Annotated in this window: 8 protein-coding genes; 3 read left to right on the forward strand and 5 right to left on the reverse strand. The window is 56.8% G+C overall.

The window, feature by feature from the left end; genetic code table 11:
• Positions 1-18: 18 nt before the first annotated feature.
• The 3 genes from FNT36_RS05685 to FNT36_RS05695 all read left to right on the forward strand — a co-directional run bounded on the left by FNT36_RS05685 (position 19) and on the right by FNT36_RS05695 (position 10766).
• On the forward strand, positions 19-3627 hold the full coding sequence (locus FNT36_RS05685; protein WP_144845211.1) for a PAS domain S-box protein: 3609 nt from the start codon (positions 19-21) through the stop codon (positions 3625-3627).
• Between the two features lie 667 nt (positions 3628-4294).
• Positions 4295-9622: a T9SS type A sorting domain-containing protein gene (locus FNT36_RS05690; RefSeq protein ID WP_233635698.1), complete on the forward strand. Its 5328-nt coding sequence runs from the start codon at positions 4295-4297 to the stop codon at positions 9620-9622.
• Between the two features lie 70 nt (positions 9623-9692).
• Entirely contained in the window at positions 9693-10766 is a 1074-nt protein-coding gene (locus FNT36_RS05695) for an MraY family glycosyltransferase (RefSeq protein ID WP_233635699.1), read from the forward strand.
• A gap of 116 nt (positions 10767-10882) precedes the next feature.
• Here the strand turns inward: FNT36_RS05695 and FNT36_RS25390 are convergent, their stop codons facing one another.
• The 5 genes from FNT36_RS25390 to FNT36_RS05715 form a co-directional block, all read right to left on the reverse strand.
• Positions 10883-11599: a glycoside hydrolase family 2 TIM barrel-domain containing protein gene (locus FNT36_RS25390; RefSeq protein WP_233635700.1), complete on the reverse strand. Its 717-nt coding sequence runs from the start codon at positions 11597-11599 to the stop codon at positions 10883-10885.
• 39 nt (positions 11600-11638) lie between these two features.
• Positions 11639-12715 (reverse strand): glycoside hydrolase family 2 protein, encoded by a 1077-nt coding sequence (locus FNT36_RS25395; protein ID WP_233635701.1) that lies wholly within the window; start codon positions 12713-12715, stop codon positions 11639-11641.
• A 265-nt stretch (positions 12716-12980) separates the two neighbouring features.
• Positions 12981-13760, reverse strand: coding sequence for a hypothetical protein (locus FNT36_RS05705; protein WP_144845215.1), 780 nt, complete (start codon positions 13758-13760; stop codon positions 12981-12983).
• Positions 13761-14107: 347 nt separating this feature from the next.
• Positions 14108-15472, reverse strand: coding sequence for a M56 family metallopeptidase (locus FNT36_RS05710; RefSeq protein ID WP_144845217.1), 1365 nt, complete (start codon positions 15470-15472; stop codon positions 14108-14110).
• Positions 15469-15840 carry a BlaI/MecI/CopY family transcriptional regulator gene (locus FNT36_RS05715; RefSeq protein ID WP_144845219.1) on the reverse strand — a complete coding sequence of 124 codons (372 nt, stop codon included), beginning with the start codon at positions 15838-15840 and terminating at the stop codon, positions 15469-15471. The genes FNT36_RS05710 and FNT36_RS05715 overlap by 4 nt, the downstream gene beginning before the upstream one ends.
• Positions 15841-16176: the final 336 nt, after the last annotated feature.

A 16176-nucleotide genomic window follows, 5' to 3' on the forward strand; every position in this document is an offset into this window, starting at 1 on the left:
GTTATCTCTTCCCACGACATGCTTTCCGAAGCTTCCGACGAGGATTTGCGTCACGCGCTACGCGAGCGTGATGCTGAAATTGCGACCCTGCGCCGCCAGTTAGCCGTTGCGCACCTAACGGCTACCAGCTCGCACCTAGGCGACTTACCCAACTTTGTTGCCCAAATGCAGGACCTGTTTGTGGGGGTTATTACAACCGACACGCAAGGTCATCTTACCTGGGCCAACTCACTTTTTCAAGCGCGGTACAAGCTTCCATTGGCCTCTTTGCTAGGGCAGCCGTTGGAAACTATACTGGGCACTACCCCGCTCAACGAAGCTACCCAATTAGTGATAAAGATGGGGTTGGCGGGCAGCCTAGCCTTTCAGTTTGACATACCCGACCCGAGCCCGACCCACACAGGCGGCTGGCTACGCGTGCGCATGCAGCCGTTGCGCCTGCCCGCGCCAGCCCCCCTACTGTTTGTAGGTATGCTGGAGGATATTTCGGAGGAGAAGCGCGCGCAGCTTGCCTTGGCCGAAAGCTTGCAGCGCTACCGCGAACTGGCCGAGCAGGTGCCGGGTGTACTCTTCCGCTGGCGCAAAAATCCGGACGGCAGCTTTACCTCGCTCTACGCCAGCCCCAAGATGCACGAGCTGTTTGGGGTAACGCCTGGCGAAACGACCAGCCTACTTCCACTTATCCACCCCGAAGACCGCTCTCGCTACATCGCGTCAATAGCCGCTGCTACTGCTGACGATAGCACGGAGCCCTGGAACTTTGAGGGGCGCCTGCTAGTGCCTGGGCGGCCTATTATTTGGTGGCGTGGCAACGCAGCGCTGTCGTATCGCGATGCACAGGGGGCCGTATACAGCGGCTTTATTGAAGACATCACGCTGCTCAAGCAAGCCGAAGAAACTGACCGCCGCCGCGAGTTGCGCAAGCAATTGGCAATGGATGGCCTAGGTGACGGTACCTGGGAATACAACTGTGAAAAGCACGCCACCCGCTTGTCGCCCGAGCTACTGGCTATGCTGGGCTACCCGCCCGCCGAGCAAGTAGACAAGTACCAGGGCCTGAGCGACGGTACGCACCCAGATGATATGCCGCAGCTGATTTGGCGCTTGGATAGCTACCAGGCGGGCAGAACATCTATTTTCAGCAGCGAACACCGGATGCGCTGCTACGATGGTTCGTACCTGTGGGTGCTTAGCCGTGGCCTCATCACCAAGCGTGACGCCGATGGCGAACCTCTACTGATAACGGGTATTTCAATCAATATTTCGGCTAATAAGAAAGCAAGCAATGCGCTTTTGGCGGCGGCTCTGCGTCTGTCGGCCACTATTGATAGCCTGAAACGGGGTATTCTATTAGTAGATGAGCAGCAGCGCATTGTACAAACCAACGCGGCCTTCGGTCGCATTTTTGGCCTAGATGTGTCCCCCGAGCGGTTGGTTGGCCTTCACGAATGTGAAGTGGCCCAACGGGTGAAGCATCTGTTTGCGGGCGAGCAAGACTTAGTTGAGCATATGGCCTCTACTATCGCGCGCCAAAAACCCTTTTTCGACGAGCTAGTGACACTGCGCGATGGGCGCGTTCTGCAGTGCTCTTTCGTGCCCGTATGGCAAGAAGAAAATAGCATTGGGCACCTTTGGAAGCTTGAAGATATTACCGAGCGCTATCAGGCCGAGCAAACCCTAAAGAGGCAGGAAGAAAAGTATCGTAACATCATCGATAACATGCAGTTGGGACTGGTGGAAATGGACCTCGACTACCGGGTGCTATACGCCAACCGAAGCTACTGCCAGATGATAGGCTACTCGCCCGAGGAATTGTTGGGCCAGCAGTTGCACCCCCTCATTTTGTCGTTGCCCGAAGTCGATGCCCTGCGCGATAAGTTCGCCGACCGGCGGCGGGGCATTTCGGGGTCCTACGAACTCGAGGTCACTACCAAGCAAGGCGAGCGCAGATGGGTGTTTGTGGGCGCTGCCCCGATGCTCAATGAAAATAAGGAGCCGATGGGCACCATTGGCATCAATCTCGACATCACGCATCAAAAACACCTAGAGCGCAATTTGCGCGAAGCCAAACTGCAAGCTGAGAATTCTGCGCGCGCCAAAGAGCTATTTCTGGCTAACATGAGCCACGAGATTCGCACGCCCATGAATGCTATTCTGGGTATGAGCCAGCTACTAGCTCAAACTATGCTGGCCCCGCGCCAAAGCAACTACTTGCATGCCATCAGCACTTCAGCCCAGAACCTACTAGTCATTATCAACGACATTCTGGACATTTCGAAGCTTGATGCGGGCAAGATGACCATTGAGCGCGTGGGTTTCAACGTGCAGCGCCTCTGCGAACAGGTCGAGAAAACGATGCTTTACAAGGCTGAGGAAAAAGGCCTGCGCTTTGTGACCAAGGTGAGCCCCCTTGTGCCTAATGTGGTACTTGGCGACCCGCACCGCATTACTCAGATTTTGCTGAACCTAGCCAGCAACTCGGTGAAGTTTACCGAAAAAGGGGAAATAACAGTAGAGAGCGAGGTAGCTGGCTACTTCAACGGCCAGGTTATTATTTCCTTTTCTGTGTGCGATACGGGGGTGGGCATCGACTCTGCTTATTTGACTTCTATATTTCAAGAGTTTAGCCAAGAAGACACTTCCATCACGCGCAAGTTTGGTGGCACGGGCCTAGGTCTAAGCATCAGCCGCAGCCTGGCGCGGCTCATGGGCGGCGAAATCTACATTGAAAGCGAAAAAGGTAAAGGGACTAGCAGCCACTTTTGCCTCTTCCTGCCCATTGGCACAGTGCAAGACTTGCCGCAGCCCAAGTCAGTAGCCATCACCAATCACCAAGAGCTACGCGGCAAGCGGGTGCTGTTAGTGGAAGACAATGAATATAACCGCCTGCTAGCCCGCACTTTTCTCACCAATGCGAACCTAGAGGTGACGGAAGCTGAAAATGGCGAATTGGCCGTGGCCTGCGTGCGCGAGCAGGAATTCGACCTTATTCTGATGGATGTGCAAATGCCGGTCATGGACGGATTTGAGGCGACTCGGCACTTGCGCCAAGAGCTAGAGTTGAAGACCCCTATTATCGCTCTTACGGCTTCAGCCATCAACGGCGAAAAACAAAAGTGCCTAGCCGCTGGCATGAACGACTACCTCACCAAGCCTTTCTTCGAAGATGAGCTCTTGCAATTGGTGCATGCTTGGGTGCTGCGGCCACTAACTACGCCAGATGCCCCTGTAGAGGCCGTGGCTCCACCGCCCAGCCCCGAGCCTAACCAGGCCCTCTATAAGCTGGATATACTGATGAACACCGCCCGGGGTAATCAGAAATTTGTGGAGTCGATGCTCAAGACCTTCATCGACAGTACTTACAATGCCTTGCGCGATTTGAATCGCGCTCTTGAAGTAGGCAACCTGGCGGGCCTGCAGGCCACGGCGCACAAGCTGCGACCTAGCTTGGTTCACTTGCAGATTCAACCCGTGGTAGGTCTCATTGACCAGCTCGAAAACTGGGAAGGTGCGTTTAAATACGATGATTTACAGCCACTCGTAGAGCAAAGCAACCACCTACTGCGACAGGTACTAGCTAATATGACAACCGAGCTGGAGCTGCGCCGCCAATCGGCAACCGAATAACTACCTACTAGCTTCCAAATTTCAGACTGTCACTCTGAAATACAGAGCGTAGCAAGTAAGTGTGCAAGTGTAATATTCTTATTACGAGCCTTTTAAAACAGAGCGGTCGAGTTGGTACGCCGCTGGCATAAGGAAGCAAAAATCTTCATTATGCCAGCAAGTATACCTACTTCTCCTGCTTACGCGTCACAAGGACCTTCTACTAAAGCTTGGCTGCTCCTGCTGAGCCTATTAGCTGTGCTCTTAACGCTGGGCCACCAACTCCAGTCAAACGCCGCAAAGCTACCGATTCAGGCGGTAGCTCCGGTACCCCGCACCGCAGCCTCTGCGCACCGCCTAGCACTAGAGCGGTCTGCCAGTACCCATGGGTCAGCCGCGCATGGCAAGCTCGCCTCGGCGACCGCGCTCTAGAGTCAGCTACCAGCTAAATAGCTACCTCTACCTCCGCTGCCTTAGTCAATCTGCTTGTCGCGAGCGCGTTAGCGCCACTTCGGATTATGCCCAGCATCGAGCCAGACGCCAGCGGGCGCAGCCTTGACGCTAGGCAATCCCTGCGGCCACCTAGGATGCACCAACCTATTCTTTTACATATATTCTTACCGTATTAGTGGTTACTCTTTACGCGTTTTGCCAAAAACTTCGTCGGTACCGTTGGGGGCTAGTACTAGTGCTAGCTGCGGCTACCCACACTGCATCTGCCGCCGACTACTACTGGGTGGGAGGAAGTGGGCAATGGGACGACCTCAGCCACTGGGCTACAAGCAGTGGGGGTACTAGCACCTTCGACCAAGTGCCTCAAAGCACCGACAACGTGCATTTTGATGCTAAATCATTCACGGCGGCCGGGCAAACGGTGACTATCGGCGCCATAGTTACCTGCCAAGACCTAGACTGGACGGGGGCGGTGCACAAGGCTGGCACTGCTACCATTAGTGGGATGCGATTGGTAGGAGCTGGCACGGTAGAAGTAAACGGCAACCTACGGCTAGCCGCCGGCCTAGGTCGACAAGATGCCAACTTTCGGCTATTAGCGGCGGGCGCGGGTTATGAACTCGATTTGCAGGCCGTACCCCTCAACGGTTGGCTAAGCTTTGATAGTGAGGCTGGGGGCTGGACGTTTACCAGCGATGTGAATATGGTGCAATACGGTGCCACGCCGAGCTTGCTCCTTGGCGCGGGTAGCGTAGACTTTGGCACCGTCACGGTCAATTGCTATGGCGTGCGCAGTGCGGGGGCGCTAGTGCGCGACATCTACCTAAATGCCAGTACCATCAACCTGCTAGGGGCGGTGAATGCGTGGGAAGTATCAGGCTCGAACCTGACGCTGGAAGCCGGAATCAGCACCCTGCGCTTGGGCGCTACCCCACGTAGCACGGCTAACAGCTACTCATTTCTGAGTTCGGCTCAGGTGTACAACGCGGTCGAAGTAGCAGCCGGCGCTAGCGCTACGCTCGGCGTAGCAGGCTCCACCTTTAACACGCTTTCGGTCAAGGGCAATGCTACGCTTACGAGCGGCGCCACTATCACGGGCACGCTGAGCATCGGACCGGAGGCTGTGCTGCGGGCGGCAGGTGGCCAAACGCTGATGCTCGGCGCCCGGGCTACACTAGCGGCCAGCGGCACCTGCGCGGGTCTGGCGCACCTGCAGTCGAGCGTGCCGGGGCAGGCTGCCGTGTTGCAGCGGGCGGGCAGCTGGAGCAGCACGGTGCTGACCTACGCGGCGGTGCAGGATATTACGTTCAGCAACGGGTCGGCTACCAGTACTGGCGGTGTGCAGGCTAACGCTTCACTAGACCGGGGCAATAATCAGAATATCAAATTTTTGACGCTGCCCGTGAGTGACTTGTACTGGATAGGCGGCACTGGCAACTGGCACGACGCCAGCCACTGGGCAACCAGCAGCGGCGGCGCAGCCGGTAGTGGCTGCATTCCCTCGCTGGCCACCAATGTGCATTTCGACGCCAGCTCATTTTCAGCCAGCGGCCAAGTAGTAACGCTCGACGGTCCTAATGCTTTCTGCCGCGACCTAGACTGGACGGGGGCCAACGCGCCAACCTTTAGCACGGCGGCCACTGACCTAGGGCAGAAGCAGCTGGGTATCGGCGGCTCGCTCACGCTGACGGCTAGTTTGAATCTGGCCCTTAAGGCCGACCTAGTATTTTATGGTCACGAGGCCGGTAGCCCTAGCGCCACAGTAGCCTCGGCAGGCCGGGTGCTGGCTGGCAATGTGTATTTCCGGGCGCCGGGCAGCACCTACACACTGCTCGACGCCCTTACGCTAGCCCCCGACGCAACCTCGCCCAATGGCCGGCTTTACGTGGAGGCGGGTACTTTTAATACGAACAACCAAGCCGTTGCTTGCCAAGGCTTCACCAGTGGCTACGTCGCTACGGGGTCGGTTTTTACCACGGGCAGTGGGGCAAACGGGCCCGTAAGCGTAGCGCCCGTACGGGTGCAGCTAGGCAGCAGTGTGCTTACGCTCATCCCGGCCTCGGGGGCGAGCGATGTAGGTGTGCGCCCGACTTATACCTGGGACGTAGCGGCGGGCGTGACGCTTGACGCGGGTACCAGCACCATCAACATTGGCTCTAACTCGACCCGCAACCAGCCGGCTGTGTTTCGGGCGGGGCTTGGCATGCAGTACTACCGTGTCGCGTTTACCGACGCGGCTGCGGGGTCGCTGCCGACGGTCATTTCGGGGGGCGGAGTAGCCGCCACGTTTACGCGGCTCACCTTTGCTGGCTCGGCCAATGTGAGCGCCAACAACACCTTCACCGAGCAGCTAGGGTTGACGGCGGGCCACGTTTATAATTTCTACAACTCGGTTCAGACCTTCACGGCCGAGGCGCAGCTAGTAGCGGGGGGCGACTGCTCGGGCTACGTCACTATTAATGGAGGCACGGGCACGGCACGGGTAAAGTTTACGAAGCCCGCCGGCGGCACCCTGCCCAACCAACTAGTGCGCTACGCTACGCTGCGCAACGTCACGTTTGGGGGCGGCAGCCAGTGGACGGCTACGCAGAGCTTTGACAACGGCGGGAACACGGGCGTTGAGTTCACAAATTCACCACTACCCCGCACGCTGTACTGGGTGGGCGGCACGGGGCGCTGGAGCGACCCCGCCCACTGGGCCCTAAGCAGTGGGGGAGCTACTGGCTTCTGCGTACCCAATCTGTTGGATGACGTGCTATTTGATGCTAACTCCTTCACAGAAGCGGGCCAGGTAGTAACGCAGGATGCCGTACTGGCCACCTGCCATAGCCTCAGCTGGGCCGCTGTCACCAATGCGCCTACTTTCAGCGGCAGCACGGCCAATGGCCTGCTCGTGGGCGGCTCCCTCACCTGGAGCCCCGCTATGAGCCAGCAGCTGCTCGGCGAAATTCAGTTAGTAGGTGGTGGCCAGCTCACTAGCGCGGGCCAGCTCTTCGGTGGTGCTCTCACCATCAACGCCCCCAACGCTACTATTACCTTGGCAGATGCCTTGCGCCAGCCCCGTACTGGTGGCAGTGGCCTAGCCCTGACGGCTGGCACGCTGCTTACTAATAACCAGCCAGTGCAGGTGCGCAGCCTTACGAGCGCCCCCCTCGACGGGGCCGATATTCCGCCCAGCCGCACGCTGCGCCTAGGTGCGTCAACGGTAGAAATTACGGCCGGAGCGTGGTCGCTCAGCCAGCCTGCTTCACTCACGTTTGAGGCCGGCACGTCTACGATTAACCTAAGCACTGGCTCCGCTTTCAATGGCAACGGCTTCGTCTACAACGCAGTGCAAACAGGTGCCGGCGCTACCCACACCATAGGTGGTAGCAGTACTATCGCCGTACTATCCTTGGCGGGCGTTAATTCTATAACAGGCAGCAACACTATCGGCCAGCAGCTGACCCTCGACCCAGGCTCGACATATCAGTTTGGGGCGGGTACCACCACCACCTTTGCGGCGACGGCGGCCGTGCAGGCCAATGGTACGGGTGCCAGGGTCATTACCCTACAAAGCACCATCAATGGCCAGTACTTCACCTGGACCAAGCCAGCTGGCACCGTGTGCGCCAGCTACATCTACCTGCGCGACAGCCATGCCCAGGGTGGGGCGTACTTTGAGGCCGGCCAAAACGCCAACAACCAAGGCAATACCACCGGCTGGAGCTTTGCCTCGCTTCCGCAGGCCAGCTACGCCAGCCAGCAGGTGTGCCCGCAGCTAGGCGCGCATGCGCTACGCTTCACGTTTAAGGGCCTCGATCGGCTCACGCACCAGGCTACTACCCTAGCGGCGGCGCAGTTTCCGCTCACAGTAGTTCTTAAAAACCTGACTGCTGGTACCACCGAGACACTTACCGTCCCCGGCCCTACCTACGACTACCAAGTACCTACCAGCACCAGCACCACGCAGTACCAAGTACTGAGCGTAGCTACCAACAGCGCTAGCTGCACCCCGCTCACCAACACTGGTACATTCCCCGTGGCTACCGACGCGCCCTTGAGCGGCACGCCTGGCCAGTGGACCGGTGGGGGCGCTACAGCCAGCTGGCTTGACTGCCAGAACTGGGCCAGCGGCACCGTGCCTACTGCCACTACCGATGTTACGGTGGGGGCCGCTCCCGTGGCTCCCGTTATTACGGCGTCTGGGGCGGCCGTGGGCACGCTGCGCATCGCAGCAGGTGGCCAGCTGACCCTAGACAACGCCGCCGAGCTAGCCGTGAGCGGCGATTGGCTTAATAATGGTACGGCCAGCGTGGCGGCCGGCAGTCTAGTGTCGTTTGTAGGCACGGCGCCGCAGTCGGTCAGCCGCGGGGCATTTGGCCGAGTAGTAGTAAATGGCGCCGGCCTCACGTTGCTGAACGATGCCAGCTCTGCTACTAGCCTCACTCTCACGGCGGGCGTGGTAAACACGAGCAGCTACAAGTGGGTGCACACCAGCGTTAGTGGCAACAGCCTCAGCAGCAGTAGCGCTGGCTACGTGGCTGGTACTCTGCGCCGCTACTTAGCGATGGGCAGCACCGAGGCTTACTCCTTCCCGGTTGGCACGGTCACCCAATATGCCCGCCTCGACGTGCGCAGCAGTCAGCTGGCCGGCACGCAGTACTTAGACGCCAGCTTTGGCCCGAAAACCGATACCGACGAAGGCCTGAACTGCAGCGATACCAGCCCGAGCGCTCTGCGCTACGTATCGCTACACGCAGCTGGCCGCTGGGTACTGACTCCCGACGCCCAGCCTACTAGCGGCACCTACGCCGTGCGGGCGTACCTAGCTCCTTTTGCTGACCTAGAGGACAACTTGTTCGGTATTCTCAAGCGCCCCGATGCGAGTACGAGCGCCACTGACTGGACCACCGGGGGCGGCAGCCTTAGCGCTGCCGATGGCGAAGGCCGACGCGTGGCCGACGGCTACGCCTTGCGTACTGGGCTCAGCAGCTTCAGCCAATTTGCTATTGGTCAGGCGGTAGCGGTAGCGCCACTGCCCGTTACACTAGTTTCGTTTAAGGCGGCGGCTCAGGGGCAGCTTGCTCTCCTGAGCTGGGCAGTAGCCCAAGAGCAGGGCTTGCGTAGCTACGCAGTAGAGCGCAGCACCGATGGCCGCAGCTTTCAGCAAATAGGGCAAGTGGCCGCCAGTGGCAGCGCTAGCCATTATTACACGTTCACCGATGCCCAGGTAGGGCAGTTTGCTGGTACTCAGCTTTACTACCGCCTACAGCTGCTGGAGCCTGGCAAAGCTGCCACCTACAGTGGCGTGGCTACGCTACAGCTGGTGGCCAGCGGACCGGCGCTCGCCGTGTGGCCTACTATCTTCTCAGCCGAGCTGCACCTCGATGGCCACAACTTGCCTGAAGACCTGCTGCGAGTAGAGCTGCTGGATGCCCAAGGGCGGGTAGTGCGCACCCAGGCATTGCCCCTAGGTAGCCGCACGGCTACCCTAAGTGGCCAAGGGCTGGCCGCCGGCCTGTACCTACTGCGCACCATCACGGCTACGCAGCGCTACCAGCAGCGAGTGGTGCGTGAGTAGGACGGCAGTTTCTGAACCATCATTCCGACTGTAACTATCTATCTAACGAAAACTTATTTCTATTGCAAGCATGAATACAACGTTGAGTATTGGGCTAGTACTGGCCACCCTATGGGCCTTGCTGATAGCCTTGTTCGCAGTACCATCCATCGTCTACATAGCGCACCTCAAAAACCTGCTCGATGCGCCCAACAATCGCTCCGTGCACGTGTCACTAACACCCCGCCTGGGGGGCGTGGCCGTGCTAGCGGGCTTTTTCTCAGCTCTCACCATCTTCGCCCCTTTAGCCAATGGTGTGCAACAGTTGCTGGCCGGGTGCATCTTGCTCTTCTTTGTGGGCCTGAAAGATGACCTAGTGACTATTTCAGTGGCTAAAAAATTCTTAGGTCAGTTGCTAGCCACTGGTGTCGTGATGTTGATGGCCGACGTGCGCATCACCAGCTTGCAGGGCATCTTTGGTATTGGCACCCTGCCCATTGGCCTCAGCTATGGTTTCACCTTCGTGGTTATCGTAGGTATTACAAACGCTATCAACCTCATCGATGGCCTCGATGGCCTGGCGGGCACCATTGTGCTCATCATCAGCGGCACCCTAGGGTACTATTTCTACCAGTACGGTGGCAGCACCTACAGCAACTACGCCTTTGTAGCAGCTTGCTTAATGGGGGGCACCCTAGGCTTCCTGCGCTACAACTTTCACAAGGCCAGCATCTTCATGGGCGACACGGGCTCATTGGTATGTGGCTTTATTTTGTCGATACTTGCCATTCAGTTTATTGAAATGGGCAATGCTGCTGGCCTGCCCTCACTGAGTGCGTCACCGGCTATTGCGTTGGGCATTCTATTCGTACCGCTTTTCGATACCTCGCGCGTATTTCTCTTGCGCATGCTGGCCGGTAAATCTCCATTTGCCCCCGATAAAAACCACGTTCATCACCGCGTGCTCGCGCTGGGTTTATCTCAGATAAACACCGTGCTACTGCTGGGATTGCTCAACGTGCTAGTTATTGTGTTCGTTATCAAGTTTAGCTACCTAGGTAACCTGGCGCTTATTGGAGGGCTACTAGCGCTTGGCCTGGCGCTTAGCACGCTGTTAGGAATCTCACAGGAATGGAAAGAACGACAGCAAATCGTGGCGGCGTAAGTAGGGCAGTAAGTGTGGCGCTAATATCCTCTTTCGGAGTTACGAGGTCAGCGTATGTCTCAGTCTAGCAGTAAGCAGCGAGCAGTTATCCCCTACCAGCGGACTGACGGCGATGACTACTCGCCTTTAGTCGCTACTTGCTTACTCGCCTCCAAGACGGCCTGGTTAACCGCCCGCAGGCGCGCCAACTCTAGCTTCTCTACCGCGCGGTCATAAGTGAGCAGGCCGTTGACCTCGTGCTCGACGTCCGTGGTTTGGGTATAGATAGCCACGCTCAAGCCCCGATAGCGCAGCAGCTGTTCCACTTGAGTGAGTAGCAGCACGTAGCGGTCAGTCAGCGTCGCCGACGTGGGTTCGTAGGCATAGGCGTTGTTTTCTACTGGCCACATGTGGCCAGGCACAAATAGACCCACGCCCCCAAACTCGCCCAGCGACGCTGCCCGCTTGCCGTCCGGTTCCGATGCCTTGTAGGGTCCCACGTAGATGTGCGTATCCACAAAATCGCCGTTTTTTGGGTCGCCGTACGCCTGCTGGTAGGGCGGGTTATTGTTGAAGCCCGAGTTGCCATTTACCAGTCTAGACGGGTCATAAGCTTTGACCCAGGCAGTGATGGCCTGCACGTCGAACGCGCCCCAATTCTCATTGAACGGCACCCAGGCGATGATAGATGGCGAGTTGTAATGCGCGTCAATCAGGGCTTTGAGCTCGCGGCGAAACGCAGGGCGGGTGGTGAGCGTGTCCTCGTCGGGATACCAGATGGCGGGCATATCCTGCCACACTAGCAAGCCCATCTTATCAGCCCAATAATAGAATTGCTGAGGCTCCGTTTTCATGTGCTTGCGAATCAGGTTGAAGCCCGCCTTCTTCGTAAACTACAGGTCCGACTTGAGCGCTGTCTCGGTGGGCGCCGTCAAGACGCCATCGGGCCAGTAGCCCTGGTCGAGTAAGCCCAGCTGCATCACAAACTGGCCATTGAGCAGTGGCCGAACCACACCGTTGACTTTGCCTAGGGCCACGTCGCGCAGTCCAAAATAACTCTGCACTTCATCCGTACCCTTCCCAGTGGGCGAGTGGAGGGTTAGCTGCACATCATAGAGGAAGGGCGAGTCGGGCGACCAAGCTCTAGGATGAGCCAGCGGTAGGTAAAAGGCTGTGCCGGCCGTGCCCACCGCCTGGGCCACCACTTTCTTGCCCTCTAGCACGCGCGCAGTAACCTGAGTGCCGGCGCTGGCCATCACCTCCAGGCGCACGCGCTTACCGGCCAAATCAGGCAGCACGCGTAGGGCCTGGATGTGGTCTTTCGGAACGGGCTCCAGCCACACAGTCTGCCAAATACCAGAGCTGAAGGTATAATCACCGCGCAGGCCGTTCTTGCCCGACGGCGTACGGCCATCATTGGCATCGTAAGCAGCCACCACGAGACTATTCTCGCCCGGTTTGAGGAGGGAGGTGATGTCAAAGCAGAAGGCATCGTAGCCGCCCGAGTGGCTCCCCGCTCGTTGGCCATTAACGAAAACGGTGGCCTGGTAATCGACCGCCTCAAAATGCAGGATAATCTGCTGGCCCTGCCAGGCCGCGGGCAGCGTGAAGCCACGCCGATACCACATGTTCGTTTCCTGCTTGCGCATAATGCCCGAGAGCACCGATTCTGGGCAATAGGGCACTCGAATTTGCGCTGGGTTCGCCGGGAAAGTAGCGATTGCGGTCGGGTTGCGGGCCGCCGCCACGGTGGAGCCACCTTGATACTGCCAACTGCCATTCAAACACAGCCACTGCGCGCGCCGCAATTGAGGCCGGGGGTAGCTGCTCCAAGGCACGGGCTCGGCCAAGGCTGCTTTGGTCCACCGCGTGGGCAGGGGCCCTAGTTGCGCTTGGGCAGCAGAAATAGGGACTAGCCAGCAAGTGCCCAGCATGAGCAACGCTACTAGGTAGTGTAAGACAATGTTCATGAGATAACAGGCTAACAGGCAATAAGGAAGGCGGCTCCGCCGGCGCACAAACCTACGCTGAGTACCGGCTTGTACCTGAAGGAGTTCATCAGCCAGCTGCCTGGTCGGTGCTGTAGCGCCTAGGTGCTAGCGCTGCTCAGAGGCTTCCTTGTCTCGCCAGATTGAGACCCTATAGTGACACTGCTACCTACTGCAAGCGGGCTGCTGCCAGCTCCGCTTTCACGTTGCAGTTCACTGTTTATAATGCGTGAATAATTCGGCCTATTCAGTCACGCAAAGGTTCTTTTACTGGCTGCAACTTCACCTTTTTATAAATGCCAATGTCAGATAGGGAGACCGCTCTAACCGTTTTTCGCGGATAGAACCGGAATGTCGTCATACCCACAATAGGTTGGTTGGAAACTAATTGAAAGGGCTTCGGCGATTGGTATACACTGCCCCTACCAATGAAGGCCCGGTTAATTTCCAGGTATGCCACGGTGTCCCCGGCGAACTCCACTGCCTGAATATTGCCTTTTACAAAGGCCATGGCCGGGGCTGGCGCGCCACCGTACCTGTTAGTCACGCTGTAAAATATCAGACTGTCCGGCGTCTCTTGGAAGCGCTCGAATCGGTACTGCTTCAACCCGGTATCTAGTGTAGCGCTGCCGTAGGTATGCTTGTATTCTGTCACGGCAACCTCTACCCCATTGTACTTCTTGGTGTATTCTCGAACAGGCGTTAAGGACGTATCCTTGGGGGACTCCCGGCCTTGCCCGTAGTTCAACAACAGTAGGTGGAAGCGCTCAGCTACAGGTTTGCCTACGAAATACGAGCTAGGCAACTTATCAATTTTATCTCTTGAAAAGACGGCACTAGAATCCAAGAAAGTTAATCCTCCATAATCTAAGGAAGTCGCAAAGTCCCCCGCATAATTGAAATCATAGATGACGTACTTGCTGTTGGAAATCCGCTGGCGATAGAGGCTATCCAAGTGGTCTTCCGGCGAATCTCCTAGGCCACAGCTAGAGAGGAAAAGCGGGACAAGCAGCAGTAGGCGTTTCATGTCATACAGTCGAATAAAGCACCGCAAACGTAGCGCTGATTTACTCACCCCTGAGTTGAAGCTGACGCTTCTACGCTCCCTATTAGCTGACCACTGCAGTTGCTTGGCACTAAGGTCACTGCAGCACGCATAAGTTTACAGAACTCGTCAAGCAGAGGAGCTTCGTAAAATTCAAACAAGAATCTAGTCCTTCGCTAAAGTAGTATGCCAAGCGCAACCTTGTTCGAGAAACTGTCTTATAGTATTAAGTAAAAAGCAGCAGTGGTACTGTCTCCGGGAGAATAGCTATTCTGTCTTTTATTCAATCGCGTTACGTCTTGCTGGTTATCTTCTGATAAATCAGATTCTTACTTAGCGGCTCGCAACGTGTGCGCTATATTGGGCAAGAACATTAATGTTAGCGTCGTATCAAGAGGGCTCTTTAGTAGCTGCGCGTAAGCGGCGCGCGTCCAGAGCTTGAGATGAAACATCGGCTGGTCGGGGTGCTGCGTATGGGCGCGGTTGTAGTTCTTCATAAACGCCGCAATGTCTGTTCGCTGGTAGCTGTCCAAGGGGTGTTGCAAGGGTCGCTCATCTACCCAGACAGCGTATTTGGACTGCGCTTGCCACTGGGCCCACTGAGTAGGCGTCGGAGTCCGGCGCGCAGGGTGAGCCTGGCGCACGACCAGCACCCATTGTTTATCGGCCGCTGATAAGGAGGAATACGGCTTCTTTAGCCCTTTTCCTACTAGTACGGGCTTATCGCCCTCGCGCCGAATGATGGCTTCGGCCTCTCCACCGGAGATGGAATAGGGGTGCGTAGGGGCGGCTTGGACCGCCGTAGGTGGGGGAACTACCTGCAGGGCCGTCGTGCCAAACAAGAGGATTAGCAGGCCAAATAAGGCTGTAGTGCTACTGCCGAGCAGCCAGCGCGTGGCGTCCGAAGTGTGCTTGGTCATCATGAGTAACCGTTGCTTAGTGGCGTGAAAAGTTAGCGTACTGGTCAGTGCCGGGGAGGTAGCAACCGCCAGCTTGCGCAGCAAGAGCTGCTGGTACTTGGGCACGTTGTGGTAGCACTGATTGACAGCCTCGTCAGCTAGAAACTCATGGTTGAGCTGCATCGCCCGCTTAAGCCAGTACAGTAGGGGATTAAACCAGCCCACGCACAGGATTACTTCCAGCAATAGAATATCCAGTGAATGATACTGCCGCACATGGGCTAATTCGTGCGTCAGCACTTCCGCCTCTACTTCCCCCTTGCGATAAGCTGTCTCCGATACAAAGAGGTAGTGCAAAAAGGCATAGGGCAGGCCTTGTCCGGGAAGCAGGACAAGGGTCGCGCTGTGAAACGCGTGCTGAGGATACGTGGCAATTTGACGGCGCAAGCGCAGCAGGTTGCTACTGAATCGGCCGATGAAGAGCAGCGTCATGACGCCATACAGCAAGGCGATACCTTGGCCAGCGTCTGGTAAAGTCTGTGGGGAACTGGAGGTAGGAACCGTTGGCGCAGCAGTACTAGCGGTTATAACCGGCAGCGAGCGGGGAGGTGAAACCGGAACAACGGCGGCATAGTCCACTTCGATTGAGAGTAAGGGAAGCAGCGCGGAGCCTAGTAAGCTAGCCAGTAAATAAAACCGCTTGAACTGCGGCACCCGCTCGGTTTCGAGCACGAGCTTATAAAAACCTAGGGCCAGCAGCAGGCACCCACTCGCTTCGACCAGATACACCATCATGGTTTTTTGTCGGCTAGCTGCTGCTCTATAATTTTTTTTAAGGCCTCCAGCTCGTCAGCGGATAAGTCGGTTTGCGTCGTAAAAAAAGAGGCAAACTGGGCGGCTGAGTTGTTGAAGAACTTCGTGATTAAGTTCTTGACATGGGTGCCAAAGTAGGTCTGCTGACTAACGAGCGGGTAATACTGCCGCGAGTTGCCGTACTCCTGATAGCCGACCAGGCCCTTATCCGTCATGCGCTTGAGGAGTGTCGCTACAGTGGTGGCAGCGGGCTTAGGGGCAGGGTAAGCCTCCAATAGCTCCTTCATGAACGCGCGCTCTCGCGTCCAGAGGTAATGCATGAGGGTTTCTTCTGCCGACGAGAGCTTCATTCTATGTATGTAGATTTTCTTCTACAAACATAGAACATAAAATCCTAACAAGCAAGCCTCTTCTGGCATTAGTTGTTGCAAGTGCCGAAATTCCAGCGTTACAAACCGAGCTTATACCTTTTTCTAAAAGAAGCTTAATCAACGCTCTCTACTCGGCCGCCGGTGTTTTACAAACGAAGGACTACCTATGCCTTTTAGAAATGGGCACGTTTATTCAAGTAAAAGCATCACCAATGCAACTGCTATAAGGGGTGTTGAAGCACAATAGTGTTGCGTCGTGCTTGCTTTTAGTGTCAAACCAAGCTAGGTGTAGTACACAAGTTGGCTACCCATTAC

The organism is Hymenobacter setariae, from assembly GCF_007713685.1.
Lineage (GTDB): Bacteria > Bacteroidota > Bacteroidia > Cytophagales > Hymenobacteraceae > Hymenobacter > Hymenobacter setariae.